Raw genomic sequence first — 18203 nt, forward strand, 5'->3', positions numbered from 1 at the left:
TCCGATGCTGCGCAGACTTCATTCGGTTCCCGGCCTGATCGCCGCACTATTTTTCGTGGTGATCACGTTGACGGGTGCGGCGTTGTCAGTGAATCCCGTTCTTGAACGCGCGCGTCTCACGGGCGGACCGCATACACCGCTGAACGTCGCAACGCTCGCAGACCGCGTGAGCACCCACGTGCCCGGCGTCACGAAGATCGTGCGGCGGCCGTCCGGCGCGATCATCGCGTATCACGACGTCGATGGCGAACAGCAGGCGTCGGTCGTCGATCCATCGACCGGCAACGTGGTTGGCCCGTGGCGGCCATCGCCCGTGGTGCGCTGGCTGACGAACCTGCATCGCAAGCTTTTGCTCGGCGATGGCGGTCGACTCGCGATGGGCGTAACAGCCGCCGCGATGCTGCTCGTCGCGCTGTCCGGTCTCGTGCTGCTCGCGCGGCGGATGGGCGGATGGACACATCTGTTCGGCCGTATCCGCGGCAACACGCTGCCGCGGCTGCACAACGAAACCGCCCGTGTCGCCCTTGCCGGACTGACATTGTCCGCGCTGACTGGATTCGTGCTGTCGCTGACGACATTTGGCGTGATTCCCGAAGGCGGCCCTACACAGCCCCAGCCCACTCAGACAGAGCGCATTGATGCCGCGCGTCTTCAACCTGTCGGGCAAATCGCCGCGCTGCGGACGCTCGACGTAGCGGCGCTGCGGCAGGTGACGCTCCCCGTGCAAGGCGGGCCGGCAAGCTCGATCGAAGTGAAGACGGTTGATGGTGCAGGCTACATCGATCCTTCGTCGGGCCGATGGCTCGCCTGGCAGCCCGCGGATGGATGGCAGCGCCTGCACGCGGTCGTGCGGATGCTGCATACGGGTGAAGGGCTCTGGTGGTTCGGACTCCTGCTCGGCGCATCGTCGCTGTGCGTGCCACTTTTGGCCGTGACCGGCGTGCTGCTCTGGGCGCGCCGACGCCAGGCAATGCCCAGGTTGAGCGGCGCGTCGTCGCCGCGCGATGCGGATACCGTACTGCTGGTCGGCAGCGAGGGAAACAGCACGTGGGGATTTGCCGCGGCGCTGCATCGCGCGTTGACGCAGGCGGGATTGCGCGTGCACGTCGCGCCGATGAACGACATTGCGAGCGAGTATCGCAGCATGCGTCGTCTTGTCGTGCTGACTGCCACTTACGGCGACGGTGATGCGCCGGCGAGTGCCACACACTTCCTACCGAAGCTCACGCAGAGCGCCGCGGGACCGGGTGTCTCGTTTGCCGTGCTGGGTTTCGGCGATCGCCAGTTTCCGCACTTTTGTGGCTATGCAGCGGCGGTCCAGAGCGCGCTTGCCGCAAAAGGCTTCGATGCGCTGCTCGAACCGGGCACCGTCGACCGGCAGTCGGAGCCTGAATTCCGTGCATGGTGCGCGCGACTCGGTGAAGCGCTCGGCGTCGAACTCGATATCCGCTACACGCCTTCTCTGCCTCGCACGATGCCGCTCACGCTCGTTGCGCGCGAAGACTACGACGCCGATCCGCAGGCGTTGACGTCGGTGCTGCGATTCGTGCGTGCCGGTCGCAGGCGAACGCCGTGGATATGGCTCGCGAAACCCGGGCTGCCGAAATTCGAATCTGGCGACCTCGTGGGCATCGTGCCGCCCGGCAGCGCGTCGCCGCGCTACTACTCGCTCGCGAGCGCTTCATCGGACGGATTCGTCGAGATCTGCGTGCGCCGCCATCCGGATGGCCTGTGCTCGGGCTACCTGACCGCGCTGAAACCGGGGCAAACGATCAATGCGTTCGTCCGGCCGCACCCGCACTTCCGGCCGGGAGTGGGCAGTGCGCCCGTGATCCTGATCGGCGCGGGAACGGGCATCGGTCCACTGGTCGGTTTTGTCCGCCATAACAGCGCGCGACGCCCCATGTACCTCTACTTCGGGGCGCGCGATGCCGGGCGCGGCTTCCTGTATCGCGATGAACTCGCCGGCCTCGTTCGCGACCGGCGGCTTCTCGGGCTGACGACCGCATTCTCGCGCTCCGGCCGCCGGGCCTACGTGCAGGACCGGCTCATTGGCGATGCGCGCGGCCTGCGCAGCCTCGTTCTGCATGGCGCGCAGATCATGGTGTGCGGCGGACGCGGCATGGCTGAAGGCGTCGCGCGGGCATGGGAGCGCATCCTGGATGGCTCCGGCCTGTCCGTCTCACAGTTGAGAATGCAGGGGCGCTATGTCGAAGACGTCTATTGAGTGGTCGCCGGACACGCGAATGAATCGATGCCGCGTGAACGGAGCGACGATGGGTACCCGCTACGACGTGCAGTTCTTTGCCCCCCTGCATGTGGACGTCAAAGCACTCGCCGCGGAACTGGAATCAGCGGTCTGCGCCGTCGACAACCAGATGTCGAACTGGAAGCCCGACTCCGATCTCTCGAGGTTGAACCGGACCTTACCGGGCTGCTGGGCGCCCGTTTCAGCGAATCTCACGGCGGTGCTCGCGCGCGCACTCGAAATCGGCCATGAAACGGACAACGCGTTCAACATCGGTGTCGGTGAACTGGTCGACACGTGGGGCTTCGGCCCCGCGTCTGCGCGGCGGATCAAACCACAAGATGCACCGGGCCCGGCTCCGATCCGGCCCGCGAACGCCCTGCTCGAAGTCGATATGCGACAGTGCCGCGCACGCCGGCAGGCCGATGTCGGCTTCGATCTGTGCGGTATTGCAAAGGGATTCGGCGTGGACGAACTCGCGCGCGTGCTCGACGGACATGGGCTCGGCTCGTGGCTCGTCGGCATCGATGGTGAAATGCGCGCACGCGGACGCAAGCCCGACGGCTCACTCTGGGCGATCGCTGTCGAGGCGCCTGATTACGCGCAGCGCGCAACGATCAGTGTGATCGAGCTGGGCAATGCGGCCATCGCAACGTCGGGCGATTACCGGCACTGGGCGGACATCGACGGCATGCGTATCTCACATACGATGGATCCACGGACCGGTTCGCCGTTGCACGGCGAGATTGCATCGGTCACGGTTATCGCACCCAACTGCACGGACGCGGATGCTTATGCGACCGCGCTGATGGTGCTCGGCATGAAGGAGGGACGCGCCTTAGCCGTGCAGCGCAACCTGGACGCACTCTTCATCGTGCGTGGCGGTGGTGCGTTTCATACGATCGCCACCGGTTGCTTCGCAGATGCGACGCCTCCTTGAACCCAGCGCCGTTGCACACAATTGCTGAAACGCGAGAAGACGTCGAATGAAACTGCCTCGATCTGAGAGAGGCTGATGCCGCCACCGCGAATTTCGCCGTCGCCAACGGTGCTGGGGCCTCGATAACCATGAGTGATACCCACGGATCCGGTTTCGACTAGGCCTCAGTTCGGCAAGTGACTCCTCACGCCCGGCCGGCGTCAACGCCAGAACGAACCGGTGTTTCGGATCGGGCCTGGAACCGATCAGGTTCATCCTGTGTGCCACGATCTTCCTGGATCTTTCTTCGCACCTGAGCCTGTCAGCATTACGCCACATCAGTTCCTCGTCTGGATGCGGCACATCTTTTCCACGACGACCGGTCTGAAGCGAACATATATTGGGTATGTGCAAGGGCTTCATGCCGTCCGTCGTACGTACCATGGCCATTACGCGAGGTGATAGAAAAACCGGCAGGTGTGTTGAACTCGCCCAACCGCTTCGCAGGGATGCCTCCGGGGGCGAAGTCGTCAGCGCTGCGACAGCCGAAGCAACAATAGGCCGGGAGGCCTACGAGCTTCGAGTGAAAAGTGGGTTCCCATTTTTATTGTTCCCCGTCAGAATGCAACGCTCAAATCGTCGGTGGCGCATCGCGCGCCGGGATCGATCGTTGCTCAGGTGGTTCATTCACCAGTTTTGTTACGAACGGCTTTCGACCGGAGCAACGTTTCGATTCACCTGAAAATTACTGTACCGAACCTGAATCCGCGAGCATGAAAAACAGAGCGACCGTCGTGTGCTGGCAGGACGGCAGAATCCTCCTCGTCGAACGGGGGCGTTCACGATGGGCCTTGCCCGGCGGCACAATCCGGCGTGACGAATCCCCGGCGGATGCGGCAAGACGGGAACTGAGCGAGGAAACAACCCTCGCCGGGCTCGAACTCGGCTACCTGTTCCAGTTCGGCGGTCTGAGCAAGCGGCATTACGTCTTCTACGCAGTCGTGCCAACCGATGCGAGGCCCGAACCGAGCAGTGAAATCCTTCGATGTCGATGGTTTCGCCCCCGGAAAGTGGCCACGCTTCTCACCAGCGTACCTACGCGCGAAATCGTGAATCTCATTTTTGGTCACAAAAGCGCGACAATCTAGCCAACTGCCGTCTGCATCCAGTGCTCCGCCCCAGGATCGCAGATAAGTACATGGCTGGCTATTGAGATCGAGACCATGATTGGGAATTTTGAGATTCTGTCGCGACTGTTTATGGCGGCACTACTGGGCAGCGTGGTCGGCTTTGAGCGCGAAAGACTGAACTGGGCTGCCGGTTTGCGCACGCACATGCTCGTGTGCGTCGGGGCGTGCCTGATGATGCTGGTGTCGGCATACGGTTTTGCCGATGTGCTGGGCGAGAAGAACGTCGTACTCGATCCATCGCGGGTTGCGGCCCAGGTCGTATCGGGAATTGGCTTCCTCGGGGCAGGATCGATCCTGCTTCGGGGCGAAGTCGTGCGGGGATTGACCACGGCTGCGAGCTTGTGGTCCGTCGCTGGCGTCGGCCTCGCTGTCGGTGGCGGAATGCACACGGCCGCCATCGGTGCAACCGTCATCATCCTGGTAATTCTCGCGGGCGTGAAGCCGCTTGAGCGCCGCTTCATTTCTGTTCGGCAACAGCGCAACATACAACTACTGGTCGAGCGTGGAAGCGTGTCTCTGGACACCGTGCATCACACGCTCGGTTCAGGGAGCGTCCGGGTCAAGCAGTTCATCGTCCAGCAATCCGAAGACGATCCGGAACTCGACGACGTGCAAATCGCACTGTCGCGCGTGAGTACAAGTGAGTTCTCGGTGATCTGCCTGCGGCTCGAGAAGATGTCTGGCGTGCGCGCGTGCCGGCACGACCAATGAACGGGACAGACATGCTGCGAAGTTACGAATACAACGGCTTTACCCTGGAAGTTTCCGTCGAGGTCGACGTCAGCATCCAACTGGGGAAAGGGATGCAATCGGTGCCCGGATACGTGGCTGTCGTCAGAGTATTCAGGGACCGCAGTGCGGTGGCGATTTTCTCACCCTTGCGCTTCGGCGAGGTCCGCGGCCGAGCGTTCGCAACGGAGGCTGACGCGCTTATGGGTGGGTACAGCGCTGCGCGAAAGATTGTCGATGACCTCTTCAGTCACGAGCGGAACTGAGCCCCACTACGTATCGCAAACATAGTGCCAAAAGGCGGATCAACCAGATCGGCGCACGCGTATGCAGCTATTGCGAGGCCCGTTGATCGCCAGAGGCTTCCCATTTCTAATCAGGAGCGCCGTTTCTGCGCACAAGTAAGCCTTGGGAAAAACTGGCTGGGCGGGCGTTTTCCGGTGGCGCCAAATGAAACGCCTCTATGATGACCTCGGACTCGAAATCAAAGTCAGTGCTGCGGCGCAATACGATCTGGGCCGATTCTGACAAGTTGAACTACTACTCGGGATCTGGTTATTGTGTCGACCACGTGTAGGCAGGCACGCCCATTTTAGTTTCACATAATTGCGCGACACGGAGAAGCGAAGGCGGGGCGCACGAGTGGCAAGGACGCAGGCGCGCCGATGGGTGGCTTTTCCACTGGACGTCGTTTGATCGACGGTCTGCTACACAAAAGCCGCGGCTAGCAACGCACGCCCGCATCACCGGCCCGCTTCGCACGAATGATTCACACTTCCGCCCTCTGGACGGGACTGACTGTACACTCGCACACAAATACCACCGAAAATCCTTTGGATAATGGTGTGTGTTCATCGCGAGTGTCAGCAGCATTTGTGAACATGGAGGGCGGCGACACGCCCAAGCGTTTCAGGAAAACCGGCGGCACGACGGCACAACAGGAGCACGCGCATGCCGACGACATTTACGCTGATTGATCTGGCAGGCTCCGTCGCGCTTTTGCTACTGGGCACGCAGATGGTTCAGACGGGCACGCGGCGGGCTTTCGGCGCGGGGCTTCAGTCGCTACTCGCGCAGTCCCTGCGCAATCGGGGGCAAGCATTAGTTGCCGGTGTGGGTGCGGGGGCCGTATTGCAAAGCGGTACAGCAACGGGCTCGATGCTAGCCGGTCTTGCTGCAGCAGGTCGTGCTGAACTTGTTCCGGCGCTGGCCATCCTGCTGGGGGCGAACATCGGTGCGACGTTGATTGTGCAGGCGCTGTCGTTCGACATACCGGCCCTCTCGCCGACACTGATACTGGTCGGTATGCCCATGTTTCGAAAGACATCGAATACGCGGGCTCATGATCTGGGTCGCGCGTTCATCGGGCTGGGCGTAATGCTGTTTGCGCTGCACGAGCTGCTCGATCTCATGACCGACTACGAAGACGCGCCTAGCCTGCGCATGCTGCTGGGCGCCGCGTCGACCGTCCCGCTGGTAGATGTGCTGCTCGCCGCAAGCCTTAGCTGGGCCGCGGACTCAAACCTTGCTGCCGTGTTGCTGGTCGCGTCCCTCTGCGCCAGGAACGTCGTGCCGCCGAATGCCGCATTCGCACTGGTAGTCGGTGCGAATCTGGGCGCCGCGATCAAACTGGTGCTCGAATCGGCAGATCCAGACGATCCTGCATCGAGGCGGCTCCAGATGGGCAACCTTCTTATCCTGACGATCGGGGCCACTCTGGTGCTTGCCGCTCTCGGGCCGATCGGAATATTCATGGTAACCATCGAGGCCGACAACGGACGTGTGGTCGCGGACTTCCACACGCTGTTCAACGTCGTCCTGGCCGTGCTGTTTCTGCCACTGCTTTCTCCGTACGGCAACTTTCTCGCCCGCCTGATGCCGGCGTTTATCAAGGTCACGAGCCAGTCTGGATCGGTTCACGGTGACCAGCGGGGCAAGCCGCTTCCGAGGGGCACACGCGATCATGCATTGCGTCCGACATTGCGTCGCCTGGCCGATCCAGGTGAATTGCTGGTTGAGATTCGTCAGTATCTGCGAGAACGCAGCCGTATTCCCGGCAGAGACGTTCTTCACAAGGACATTCTGGATGGGATCGATTCCAACGCCGGCAATCCGCCGCCGGTGCACGAGGCAATCCAGCATGCGGAGGATGATCTGCGAGACAGCACCCAGGCAGAATCCCGAATACGCGACGGCGATACACCGGCCATCGGGCGTCGTATTTCCGGGTGCGGGCGCGATACGGTTGCGAGCACAACGAGTGACGGCGTGCGTACGCAGTACGAGGCCGCCCGATCGATCTGGTTGACGCTCCAGGACCTCCGTATAGTGCGGCAGGCGGAACCCACCGGGGAGGAGAGGCAGCCGGTCCTGACTAGCTACGTACAGGGGACCGCGCATCTGGACGACGGATATCTGTGTGTGATCGGAGAGCCCTGGACCAGGCAGCACGCCGTCAGCGTTACGTTTGCGGCCAGGGAACTCACTGAAGGGGATCATCGGGGCCTGCGCGAATGGCAGGATATATTGGGCATCACGTTCTCCGACATTCCGCTCGGTACGGCCAGACTTGGCTACAACGCTGCCGATCATGAGATGCAGGAGAACGGACGGTGGTGGGCATCGCTCCACGTTCCGGCGAGCAGCATGCAGGGTCTCATCGAGTGCATCGATGCTGCGCGTCTCACGGACGTCAAGCTCGGGCTGTCGCTGAAGAATCTTTATCTGCTCACACCGGAAGCTGCAAATGCACACGGTGACGCGTGCGTGTTTCTCCGACCGGACAGCGTCAACACAACCAGTTTGCCCGAAGTCGCGACAGGATATGTGACTCATATGGCATTCGAGCAGGCAGCGATCAGGCTTTGCGATCCTGATGGAGTACGCGCAAGTACCGATGACGCGCGGCCTGGCCGCAGCGGCATTCAGGAACTCGAGGCGGTTCGCACGCTTGATGAGAAAGTGGGAAGTCTGGTCGTCCTGGTGAAATGGCTTGCCGTACTTATCGTCGTGCTGCTTGTTGTTCTTGTATTCGCAAGGCGTTGACGGTACCCCAGTTGCATCGTTATTCCCGACGCATTCGGTGCGGCAGCAAATCGACTGCTGTGGCGATCAGTGCTCAGGGGGCTTCCAGGGAGATGGGTGAATTCGAATGGCGGCGGAGTAACTGTCCCGCCCATCGCGAACCGGATGAAGTAGTCTGGATATCCGTTGCCATGCTCGACACTGCGTGGTCCACGACAGATAGCTGTACGGGGAAGAACGGCGTAGGAGGTGGTGACCGGTACGCCCGAATCGGGCATGCGCCTGCGGTGCCAGTTCCTGTTTTGTACATGTCGGTTGCGTGCCTCGATGCTGACGGCTCACCAGGCTTCACCGATGGATGGCATCGCTTCTCATGGTTGCGCGACCACGCCCAGACCACACTGCCAGTTGAGGTCCCGGGTTCCCAGGGGGAAGCGTTCGCTAGCCTGTTTGGGACCGACAGCGATACCCAGGTCGATGATGGTACATAAAGAGGAAACCAACCGCACCGCGTGAGTTGTGCTGGGTGAGGGTATAACGCAGGCGGACGCGATGCGCGCGACGGGTGCCACGCGTGCGACGGCACCACTTCCCATCAGAATGCGAGCAAAAAATCTATCGTAGCCGTGCTCGCGAATTCGAGCGTCAAAATCAGCCTGAAGAACCGGCGGGGAAATGGAGGTGGGTCAATCGGCGTCGCGGCTTGCGTTGTGTCAAACACTATTGTCGCAAGGGCGATGGCTTTATGCGTGGAGAAGCCGAAGTGTCAAACTCTATTTCGCCAGTGAGTGTTCAAGCACGCGGATAAGCGACTGATTCTCGGGGATTGCCTGTGTCAAACTTTATTGTCGGTTCACACCATCGACCCGATGCGTCAGCCGTTGCAGGACAAGGCAATTGAGCGTTTCGGCCGTCCAACAACAACAACCTCTCACACCATGAATCATCGATTGATGAACGGGCTTGCCAGGAAACATGGAAAGCTTCAGGGTTGGGTCTTGACCGCACTGGCGATGCTTGGACCCGTTGCACTGGCCGCCACCGCTCAGGCCGCTCCCGCCGACGCCAATGCGGTCGCGCGCGGCGCCTACGTTGCCCGCGCGGGCGATTGCGTCGCGTGCCACACGGCGCCCGGCGGCAAGCCGATGGCCGGCGGCCTCGCGCTGACCACGCCGTTTGGCGCGGTCTATTCGACCAACATCACGCCCGACGAGACGACCGGCATCGGCCGCTACACCTTTGCCGAGTTCGAACGGGTCATGCGCAAGGGCGTCGCCGCCGACGGGCACAACCTCTATCCCGCGATGCCTTATCCGTCGTACGCGAAGATCGGCGACGAGGATATGCACGCGCTGTACGCCTACCTGAAACAGGGCGTCCCGCCCGTCTCGCAGGCCAACCGGCCGCTCGGCATCAAGTGGCCGTTCAACATGCGCTGGACGCTCGCACTCTGGAACTCGGCCTTCCTCGACGACACGCCCTTCGCGCCCAATCCGGCCCGTAGCGCGGAGTGGAATCGCGGCGCCTATCTGACGCAGAGCCTCGGTCACTGCGGCGCGTGCCACACACCGCGCGGCATCGGCTTCCAGGAAAAGGCGATGTCCGATGTGGGCGCCAAAGGCAGCCTCTTTCTCTCGGGCTCGACGGTCGAGTCGTGGCACGCGATCAATCTGCGCAATCTGTGGACGGAGGATGACCTGGTCACGCTGCTCAAGACCGGGCAAAACCGCTATACGTCGGCGGCGGGCGGCATGACCGACGTGGTTCATCACAGCACGCAGTATCTGAACGACGCCGACCTGAAGGCGATGGCTGTCTACATGAAGTCGCTGCCGGGCGGCGCGGACGCGCGTCCAGCCGTCGCGCAGACGGTAGCGGCAGAGCCCGCCGCGCTCTTCACGTCGAAAGGCGGACTCGGATACGCGCAGTTCTGCGCGTCCTGCCACCAGACTGACGGACGCGGTTTTTCGTCGGCGTTCCCGCCGCTGTCGGCTAATCCGGCCGTGCTGTCGGCCAATGCCGATTCGCTGATTCACGTCGCACTGACTGGCTGGACGTCGGCGCGGACCGCGACCTATCCGCGTGCCTACACGATGCCGGCCTTCGACCAGTTGTCCGATCAGGAGCTGGCCGACATCCTGACGTTCGTGCGCCATAGCTGGGGCGGCCATAACGTTGCGATTACCGCGTCGCAGGTCAGCAAGCTGCGCAGCCAGGTCGTTACGAGCCCTGCACGCACGCCGGCCTTCAAGACGCCGCGCTTCGCCGCGATGCTCGACGAGCCGAATGCGGCGCAGCTCGTGCGCGGCATGCGGTTGAACATGCAGACGAAGGCGCTGTTGCCGGATCATGTCGGCGATTCGCTGAACTGCGTGAGCTGCCACCTGAATTCCGGAACGGTGGCGCAGGCCTCGCCGTTTGTCGGCCTGTCGGCACAGTTCCCGAGCTACGCGGCGCGCGCCGGCAAGGTGATCTCGCTGGCCGATCGCATCAACGGCTGCTTCCTGCGCTCGATGAACGGCAAGGCGCTGCCGGTCGACTCCGCCGACATGAAGGCGATGGTCGCGTACTTCGACTGGATGAAGGGCGGCTATCGCATGAAAGACAAAATCGTGGGGCGCGGCGCGGGCAAGATCGATACCAGCCTCCAGCCGAATCTCGCGCACGGCAAGGACGTGTATTCGGCGCAATGCGCGTCGTGTCACGGCGCGAACGGCGAAGGCGCGAAGCGCGCGGACGGCGAGTACATCTATCCGCCGCTGTGGGGCGACCAGTCGTTCAACATCGGCGCGGGGATGGCACGGCTCTATACGGCGGCGGCCTTCGTGAAGAACAACATGCCGGTCGGCGCGCGCAACCAGTTCCCGCTGGCGCAAGGCGGATTGAGCGACCAGGATGCTATCGACGTCGCAGCCTACTTCACGACGCAGCCGCGCGCGGACTTCGCACCGAAGATCCACGACTGGCCGAAGGGCGGCAAACCGAAGGACGCGCGCTATTGAAGGGCATGCCGTCGCGATGAAGCGGGTCGCGTCCGCCGAACCGGAGAAGACTCAGCGGCGGGCGGATGCGAGATTCGATGCATTGACTCCCGTGAAGTCCAAAGACTTCGCGGGAGTCGAAACCGCGTGATGGGGCGCATGGGTGAGTGCCAGCCTGCGCCGCTCACGGTTCGAGCAGACGCTGAAGCCTGAACTCTTCGAGATCGAGTTCGGCTTCGATCCGGTGCAGCACGCTGTCCTGAATGCGGTTGTTGTCGTGCAGGCCGAGCAGCGCTTCGCGCGATTTCGACACCAGTTCGAGTTCCAGCCGCAACAACTTCGCGCGCCGTTCCACGTGCTCGGAGCCGGACACATGCGCGTTTTCATTGGAGCGCACGCGAACGCGGTATTCGTCGAGCATGCGTTCAATGCTCTCGCATTCGTCCTTCGGCGCCGTTTTTGCAATCTTTTCCAGCTTGATCAGGGCTGCGCGAAACGCGTGCGAACGCGCTTCGAATTCGGACATCGTCGTACGCTGCAAGGGACGCAAACGCAGCAGCCGGATCAGTGGCGCAAGCGAGAGGCCCTGAACGACGAGCGTGGCGAAGATCACGATGAACGTGCTGAAGATGATCGTGTCGCGCCCCGGAAAACTCACCGGCAGCGCGAGCGCAGCCGCGAGGCTCACCACGCCGCGCATGCCCGCCCAGCCGAGCACGACAGCTTCATCGAAGCGCCACGCGCGCACTGTCTTGCCGTGGCGCGCCGCGAGCTTCGACGGCAGCCAGATCGCGAAACCTACCCACGCGAGGCGCGCCACGATTGCGGCTGCGGTGGCCGCGAGCGCGACGCCGAGGCCCGACGCGAAAAGCGCGTTCTGCTCATGCATGCGCGAGAGAATGCCGTGCAGCGCGAGGCCGATGAGGATGAACACCAGCGCGTCGAGCACGAACACGATGACTTCCCAGGACGCCTCCGCCTTGACGCGCATGGGCGCATCGAACGCCTGATGCTGGTGGATGCCGAGCACGAGTCCGCAGGACACGACCGCGAGCACACCCGAGCCGTCCAGTTTCTCGGCGATCGCATAGCTTGCCCACGCCATCACGAACGTCAGCATGATGCTGAGCATCGGCTCGCGAAGACGCTTGATGAGCCACGTCATGCCGTATCCGCACCCGATGCCGACGGCCACGCCGATTACGGTCAGCATCGAGAACACCGCGAGGGCGCGCGGCACCGTGAATTGTCCGGCGAGCGCCGCGGCAATGGCCATCTGATACAGCAGCAGGCCCGACGCATCGTTGACGAGGCTCTCGCCTTCGAGCACGGTGACGAGCCGCCCCGGCAGCGGGAAGCGCTGGAGCATCGCCTTTGCGGCCACGGCGTCGGGCGGCGAGACAATCGCACCGAGCGCGAAGCACGCGGCCCACGGCAGCGTGGGCTCGACCGCGCGCACGGCAACGGCCACGGCGACGGTCGTGAACACCACGGCGCCCAGCACGAGCGAAGAGATCGTGCCGATTTCGCGCCGGAAGTCCTTCCACGCGGTGTAGAACGAACTCGACATGAGCAGCGGCGGCAGCACCGCTGCGAGCAGGAGATTCGGGTCGATATCGGGCGCGGGGCCGCCGGTCAGCGCGATGGCGGAGCCGCCGAGCAGCAACACGACCGCGGGTGCGATGGCGAGACGCTCGGCGAGCCACGTCAGCGCGCCAGCGCCGACGATGAGGACGAGCAGAGTATGAAAAAACGCGACGTTGCTCATTTCGTTCACCCAGGTATCGAGGTGCGGCCGTTCACGCGGCATGGGCCGCGTGGGGCCGACGACTCGCATACTAGCGCGGCTTCGCGCTGCGCGTTGTCAGAGTGGTCGCGCCTGCCGCGGCGCAATCGCGCCGGCACTCAAGGCCGGCACTCAAGGCCGCCACGCAGGACCATCGGGAAACGCGTACTGATCGAGCGAAGCCGCATGCATTTCGATGCTGTAACCCGCGCGTTGCGGCGGCATGTAATGTCCGTTGCGGATCACGACCGGATCGACGAAATGCTCGTGCAGATGATCGACGTATTCGAGCACGCGGTTTTCGAGCGAAGCCGACACGCAGATATAGTCGAAGAGCGAGATGTGCTGCACATATTCGCAGAGCCCGACGCCGCCCGCATGCGGACACACGGGCACGCCGAATTTCGCGGCCATGAGCAGCACGACGATCACTTCGTTCAGGCCGCCCAGGCGGCAACTGTCGATCTGGCAGAAGTCGATCGCCTTTGCCTGCAGCAGTTGCTTGAACATCACGCGGTTCTGGCAATGCTCGCCCGTGGCGACGCCGATGGGCCGGATTCGCTCGCGGATCGTGGCGTGGCCGAGGATGTCGTCGGGGCTCGTCGGCTCCTCGATCCACCACGGGTCGAATTGCGCGAGGCGCCGCATGTTGGCCACGGCCTCTTCCACGTCCCATACCTGGTTGGCGTCCATCATGAGCTTGAGGTTGTCGCCGATCTCCTCACGCAGGATGCGCGCACGCCGCGCGTCCTCTTCGATATTGCCGCCCACCTTCTGCTTGAAATGCGTCCAGCCGTTCGCGACGCCTTCGCGTGCGAGCCGGCGGATTTTGTCGTCGTCGTAGCCGAGCCAGCCCGCCGACGTCGTATACGCCGGATAGCCGTGCGCGAGCATTTCCGCTTCGCGCACGCTGCGCGTCTTCGCATGGCGATGCAGCAGCGCGATGGCTTCGTGCGGCGTGATCGCATCGGTGACGTAGCGAAAATCGAGGCAACGCACGAGTTCTTCCGGGCTCATGTCGACGAGCAGTTTCCACACCGGTTTGCCCTGCGATTTCGCCCACAGATCCCAGACGGCGTTCACGACAGCCGCCGTCGCCAGATGCATCGCGCCCTTGTCGGGACCGATCCATCGCAACTGGCTATCCGAGGTCAGTGCGTGCCAGAAGGCGCCCATATCCGCAGCAATATCCTCGAGCTTTTTGCCGACGATAAGCGGGGCGAGCGCGTGCGCGGCGCACACGCAGATTTCGTTGCCGCGCCCGATCGTGAAGGTGAGCCCGTGGCCGGTAAGCGGTGTCGGCGAATCGGTTTCGAGTGTCACGTACGTCGCCGAATAATCCGGCGCGGCATTCATCGCGTCCGAGCCGTCGAGCGAACGCGACGTTGGAAACCGGATGTCCTTGACGGACAGCTTGGTGATCGTGGTCATCGGGTCACGCTCCGGGGTGAGGGCCGCTGGACGGGCCGCTGCAGTGACGTGCTATGACATGCGCCATACCGCTTTACGCGGTGCGCGGGAAAAAGAAAAGGGAAGGGCCGTAGCCCTTCCTGATTCGTCGTGCCGTGCTCGCTGCGGATCAGTCGTAGAGCACTGCAGCGATCTTCGGATCGGTCATGTTGCTCTTGTCGTACCAGAAGAAGCCCGTGTCGATCTTCTTGGGCAGCTTCTCGCCCTTGAGCGCCTTCACGGCGGAATCGACGACGCACTTGCCGATGCCCACCGGGTTCTGGGTGATCGCACCGAGCATCAGGCCCGAGGTGATGTCGTCTTTTTGTTCCTTGCCGGAGTCGAAGCCGACCAGGACGACCTTCTTGCCGGACTCCTTGACGCCGATGGCTGCGCCGTCTGCCGAGCCTTCATTGGAGGCGAAAATGCCCTTTAGATTGGGGTTGGCCTGAAGCATCGCTTTGGCGATTTCCGCCGACTTCAGGTGATCGCCGCCGCCGTATTGCACAGACACGATTTTGATGTTCGGATGTTTGGCCTTCATCTGATTCAGGAAGCCGTCGCGGCGGCCGATGCCGGTGCGGCTCGTCTGGTCGTGCACGATCAGCGCGACTTCACCGGCGTTGCCGATGGCGTCTGCCATCTTGTCGGCGGCCAGCGCGGCGGCGGCGAGGTTATCCGTCGAACAGGTTGTCAGCGGGATGTCGCTGTCGACGCCGGAGTCGAAGGCGATCACGGGGATCTTGTCGGCCTGTGCGCGCTTCAGAAGCGGAATGGCGGCCTTGCTGTCGAGCGCGGCGATGCCGAGCGCCTGCGGCTTCTTCGCGAGCGCGGCGGAGAGCATGTCGATCTGCTTGTCGACCATGGCCTCGGTTTCGGGGCCCTCGAAGCTGATCCTGACGTTGTGCTCTTTTGCCGACTGTTCTGCGCCCGATTTGACGGCCTGCCAGAACTGATGCTGGAAGCCCTTCGAGATGAGCGGAATATAAGGTTCGTCCGCGCGCGCGAGCATCGTGCCGCCAACGAGTGCGCCTACGCCAACCACGACACCGACAAGTCTCCGTTTCAACATGGGGGTTCTCCTCTTGAGTGGGACATCAACCTTCTGCCGATGGGGAGCGCTTTCGTGCTGTCGTGCTCCCGTCCTTCTCTAGTGATCGTCCGGTGGAGCGTCAGAGCTTCTTGCGCCGCAGAATGTCGGCGTAGACCGCGAGGATGATGATGAGGCCGGTCACCACGATCTGCCATTCCTGCGCGACGGACAGGATGCGAAGTCCGTTGGTCAGCACGCTCATGATGAACGCGCCGATGATGGTGCCGAGAATCGTGCCCGCGCCGCCGCTCAGCGACGTGCCGCCGATCACCACGGCAGCGATCGCTTCGAGCTCGTAACCCTGTCCGAGCGCGGGCTGCGCCGAATTCAGGCGCGACGCGATCAGCAGGCCGGCCACGCCGCAGATGGCGCCGCCGAATCCGTAAATGGCGATCTTCCAGCGATCGACATTCACGCCGGACAGGCGCACCGCTTCTTCGTTGCTGCCGAGCGCGAACGTATAGCGCCCGAGCGCCGTGCGATTGAGGATGACCGAACTCAGGATGGCGAGCGCGAAGAGGATCAGCACCGCATTCGGAATCGGCAGGCTCGGCACGAGATAACCGATCAGCGAATCCTGCGAAATTCTGTAGAAGTTTTCGGTGTCGTTGAAATAGATCGGCTGGTCGGACGAGACGACGAGCGACAGACCTTTTAGCAGCATCATCATGCCGAGCGTTGCGATGAACGGCGGTATTTTCATTTTCGCGGTCAGCGTGCCCGAAACGATTCCGCACAGCGCGCCGGTTCCGATGGCGGCCAGCACGCCGGTCCACATCGGCAAATGCCAGTAAGTGAGAAACACGCCGCAAATAACAGCGGTGAAGGTCATCAGCGTGCCGACCGACAAGTCGATGCCGCCCGTGATGATGACGAACGTGCAGGCGATGGCGAGCACGCCGTTGACCGCTGTCGCCTGCAGAATGCCGAGCATGTTGTCCACCTGCATGAAGGCGGACGAGGCGAAGCTGAAAAACGCCAGCAGCAGGATCAGGCTGACGAAGGCCAGCATCTTCTGCACCGTGGCCGGTGCGAAGAGGCGCGATTTGAGGCCGGACGGCCGTTCCTTGTTCGCCAGTACCGAAGTATCCGATCGCAGTGTCATGAAGTGGACCTTTAGAAGATCACGCCGCTTTTAAGGTATCGCGTTGTGTGGCCAGTTGCATGATGCGCTCCTGCGTCGCGTCCTTCGCATCGAGTTCGCCGGTAATGCGCCCTTCGCACATCACGACGATGCGGTCGCTCATGCGCAGGATTTCCGGCAATTCGGACGAGATCATCACGATGGCTTTGCCCTGATCGGCGAGCGCGCGCAGCAGCTTGTAGATTTCGCTTTTCGCGCCGACGTCGATGCCGCGCGTCGGCTCGTCGAAAAAGAGGACGTCGCAGTCGCGTTCGAGCCACTTCGCGATGACGATTTTTTGCTGATTGCCGCCCGAGAGCAATCGCACCTGTTGGGTCGCCGCGGGCGTGCGGATCGCGAGCAGTTTGATGAAGTGCGCAGCGGTCTTGCGGATCTGCGCGCGGCGCAGGAAAAAATTGAACGACAGGAATTTGCCGAGGTTGGACATCACGATATTCGATTCGACATCCATGCCGGTCGCGAGGCCGAAATGCTTGCGGTCTTCGGAGAGATAGCCGATCCCGCGCGCCACCGCATCGCTCGGCCGCTTGATCGTCACCTTCACGCCGCCCACGAGGGTTTCGCCGGAATCGACCGGATCGGCGCCGAACACCGCGCGCGCGACTTCGGTGCGGCCTGCGCCCATGAGACCGGCGAAGCCGAGGATCTCGCCTTTGTGCAGGGCGAAGCTCACGTCTTTCACGAGCGGGCCGGCATTCAGATGCTTCACTTCGAGCGCGATTTCGCCCCTGCTGTCACCACCGTGGACAGAAGGGGCGTCGGACAGCTTTCGTCCGACCATCATGCTGATGATCGTGTCGATGCTCGTGGCCTGTGCGTCGACCGTCGCCACATATTCGCCGTCGCGCAGCACGGTGACGCGGTCGGAGATCTGCTTGAGCTCGTCCATCTTGTGCGAGATGTAGATGACGCCGACGCCCCGGCCCTTCAGTTGCCGGATGATGCGGAAAAGCTCGGCGATCTCGGCGTCGTTGAGCGCCGAGGTCGGTTCGTCCATGATCAGCACGCGCGAATCGAAGGACAGCGCCTTGGCGATTTCCACCATCTGCTGTTTCGCGACCGTGAGCGTGCCGACAGTCGCACGCGGGTCGATCTTGACGTGCATGCGTGCGAGGATGTCGCGCGCCTGGTCATTGAGTTTTTCTTCGTCGAGGAACACGCCTAAACGGCCGTGCGGCTCGCGGCCGATGAACATGTTTTGCGCGACGCTCAGGTGGTTCATCAGTTGGAGTTCCTGATGAATGATGCCGATGCCGACGGACTGCGCTTCGCGCGGACTGAGGAAGGCGACGGGCTGGCCGTCGTAGAGGATTTCGCCTGAATCGCGGGTGTAGACGCCCGCGAGGATTTTCATGAGCGTCGATTTGCCCGCGCCGTTTTCACCCATCAGCGCATGGACTTCGCCCGCCATCAGGTCGAACTGGACTTCGTGAAGCGCTCTAACGCCCGGAAAGCGCTTGCTGAGCCTGCTAACGGAAATGAGCGGGATCATGGCGCGGTTTTCACGACAAATTCCCGGCAGCAGGTGGCCTGGTCGGGAGGAGTGGGTCGAAAAAACGTCGGATATCGGTTCGTCGGGCATCGCCGGCATTTAAAGCTGCAATCGCAGCCTGTTGCCGGGTACCGCCAGGGTCTCCACA

The 18203-nt window shown here is 62.6% G+C and carries 12 protein-coding genes; 7 read left to right on the top strand and 5 right to left on the bottom strand.

Annotated elements, in window-relative coordinates; all coding sequences use genetic code 11:
- The first annotated feature begins 4 nt into the window (after positions 1-4).
- From Q0L30_RS01030 to Q0L30_RS01060, 7 genes are all read left to right on the top strand, one after another.
- A complete protein-coding gene (locus Q0L30_RS01030) occupies positions 5-2227 on the top strand; it encodes a PepSY domain-containing protein (protein WP_296650020.1) in 2223 nt (740 codons plus the stop codon).
- On the top strand, positions 2208-3188 hold the full coding sequence (locus Q0L30_RS01035) for an FAD:protein FMN transferase (RefSeq protein WP_296650022.1): 981 nt from the start codon (positions 2208-2210) through the stop codon (positions 3186-3188). The genes Q0L30_RS01030 and Q0L30_RS01035 overlap by 20 nt, the downstream gene beginning before the upstream one ends.
- 569 nt (positions 3189-3757) lie before the next feature.
- On the top strand, positions 3758-4315 hold the full coding sequence (locus Q0L30_RS01040) for an NUDIX hydrolase (RefSeq protein WP_367277751.1): 558 nt from the start codon (positions 3758-3760) through the stop codon (positions 4313-4315).
- A 75-nt stretch (positions 4316-4390) separates the two neighbouring features.
- Entirely contained in the window at positions 4391-5068 is a 678-nt protein-coding gene (locus Q0L30_RS01045) for an MgtC/SapB family protein (protein WP_296650024.1), read from the top strand.
- Entirely contained in the window at positions 5065-5352 is a 288-nt protein-coding gene (locus tag Q0L30_RS01050) for a hypothetical protein (RefSeq protein ID WP_296650026.1), read from the top strand. Before Q0L30_RS01045 ends, Q0L30_RS01050 begins: the two co-directional genes overlap by 4 nt.
- A gap of 685 nt (positions 5353-6037) precedes the next feature.
- Positions 6038-8131 (top strand): Na/Pi symporter, encoded by a 2094-nt coding sequence (locus Q0L30_RS01055; protein WP_296650028.1) that lies wholly within the window; start codon positions 6038-6040, stop codon positions 8129-8131.
- A gap of 992 nt (positions 8132-9123) precedes the next feature.
- Positions 9124-11112, top strand: a complete 1989-nt coding sequence (locus tag Q0L30_RS01060; RefSeq protein WP_296650149.1) for a c-type cytochrome — start codon at positions 9124-9126, stop codon at positions 11110-11112.
- A gap of 163 nt (positions 11113-11275) precedes the next feature.
- Here Q0L30_RS01060 and Q0L30_RS01065 read toward each other — a convergent pair whose 3' ends face one another.
- From Q0L30_RS01065 to Q0L30_RS01085, 5 genes are all read right to left on the bottom strand, one after another.
- On the bottom strand, positions 11276-12859 hold the full coding sequence (locus Q0L30_RS01065) for a Na+/H+ antiporter (protein WP_367277753.1): 1584 nt from the start codon (positions 12857-12859) through the stop codon (positions 11276-11278).
- 150 nt (positions 12860-13009) lie between these two features.
- Positions 13010-14308 carry an L-fuconate dehydratase gene (locus tag Q0L30_RS01070; RefSeq protein WP_296650032.1) on the bottom strand — a complete coding sequence of 433 codons (1299 nt, stop codon included), beginning with the start codon at positions 14306-14308 and terminating at the stop codon, positions 13010-13012.
- 148 nt (positions 14309-14456) lie between these two features.
- Positions 14457-15398: an ABC transporter substrate-binding protein gene (locus Q0L30_RS01075; protein WP_296650034.1), complete on the bottom strand. Its 942-nt coding sequence runs from the start codon at positions 15396-15398 to the stop codon at positions 14457-14459.
- Between the two features lie 100 nt (positions 15399-15498).
- Positions 15499-16524, bottom strand: a complete 1026-nt coding sequence (locus Q0L30_RS01080; protein WP_296650036.1) for an ABC transporter permease — start codon at positions 16522-16524, stop codon at positions 15499-15501.
- Between the two features lie 19 nt (positions 16525-16543).
- Entirely contained in the window at positions 16544-18055 is a 1512-nt protein-coding gene (locus Q0L30_RS01085; protein ID WP_296650037.1) for a sugar ABC transporter ATP-binding protein, read from the bottom strand.
- Between the last annotated feature and the right edge of the window lie 148 nt (positions 18056-18203).

This window comes from Paraburkholderia sp., assembly GCF_024281035.1.
In the GTDB taxonomy this organism is placed as follows: Bacteria; Pseudomonadota; Gammaproteobacteria; order Burkholderiales; family Burkholderiaceae; genus Paraburkholderia.

Bases quoted from the DNA above. Each gene is read 5' to 3' on its own strand.
- Q0L30_RS01030 (WP_296650020.1), top strand. From the start codon at position 5: ATGCTGCGCAGACTTCATTCGGTTCCCGGCCTGATCGCCGCACTATTT.
- Q0L30_RS01035 (WP_296650022.1), top strand. From the start codon at position 2,208: ATGTCGAAGACGTCTATTGAGTGGTCGCCGGACACGCGAATGAATCGA.
- Q0L30_RS01045 (WP_296650024.1), top strand. From the start codon at position 4,391: ATGATTGGGAATTTTGAGATTCTGTCGCGACTGTTTATGGCGGCACTA.
- Q0L30_RS01050 (WP_296650026.1), top strand. From the start codon at position 5,065: ATGAACGGGACAGACATGCTGCGAAGTTACGAATACAACGGCTTTACC.
- Q0L30_RS01055 (WP_296650028.1), top strand. From the start codon at position 6,038: ATGCCGACGACATTTACGCTGATTGATCTGGCAGGCTCCGTCGCGCTT.
- Q0L30_RS01060 (WP_296650149.1), top strand. From the start codon at position 9,124: ATGCTTGGACCCGTTGCACTGGCCGCCACCGCTCAGGCCGCTCCCGCC.
- Q0L30_RS01065 (WP_367277753.1), bottom strand. From the start codon at position 12,859: ATGAGCAACGTCGCGTTTTTTCATACTCTGCTCGTCCTCATCGTCGGC.
- Q0L30_RS01070 (WP_296650032.1), bottom strand. From the start codon at position 14,308: ATGACCACGATCACCAAGCTGTCCGTCAAGGACATCCGGTTTCCAACG.
- Q0L30_RS01075 (WP_296650034.1), bottom strand. From the start codon at position 15,398: ATGTTGAAACGGAGACTTGTCGGTGTCGTGGTTGGCGTAGGCGCACTC.
- Q0L30_RS01080 (WP_296650036.1), bottom strand. From the start codon at position 16,524: ATGACACTGCGATCGGATACTTCGGTACTGGCGAACAAGGAACGGCCG.
- Q0L30_RS01085 (WP_296650037.1), bottom strand. From the start codon at position 18,055: ATGATCCCGCTCATTTCCGTTAGCAGGCTCAGCAAGCGCTTTCCGGGC.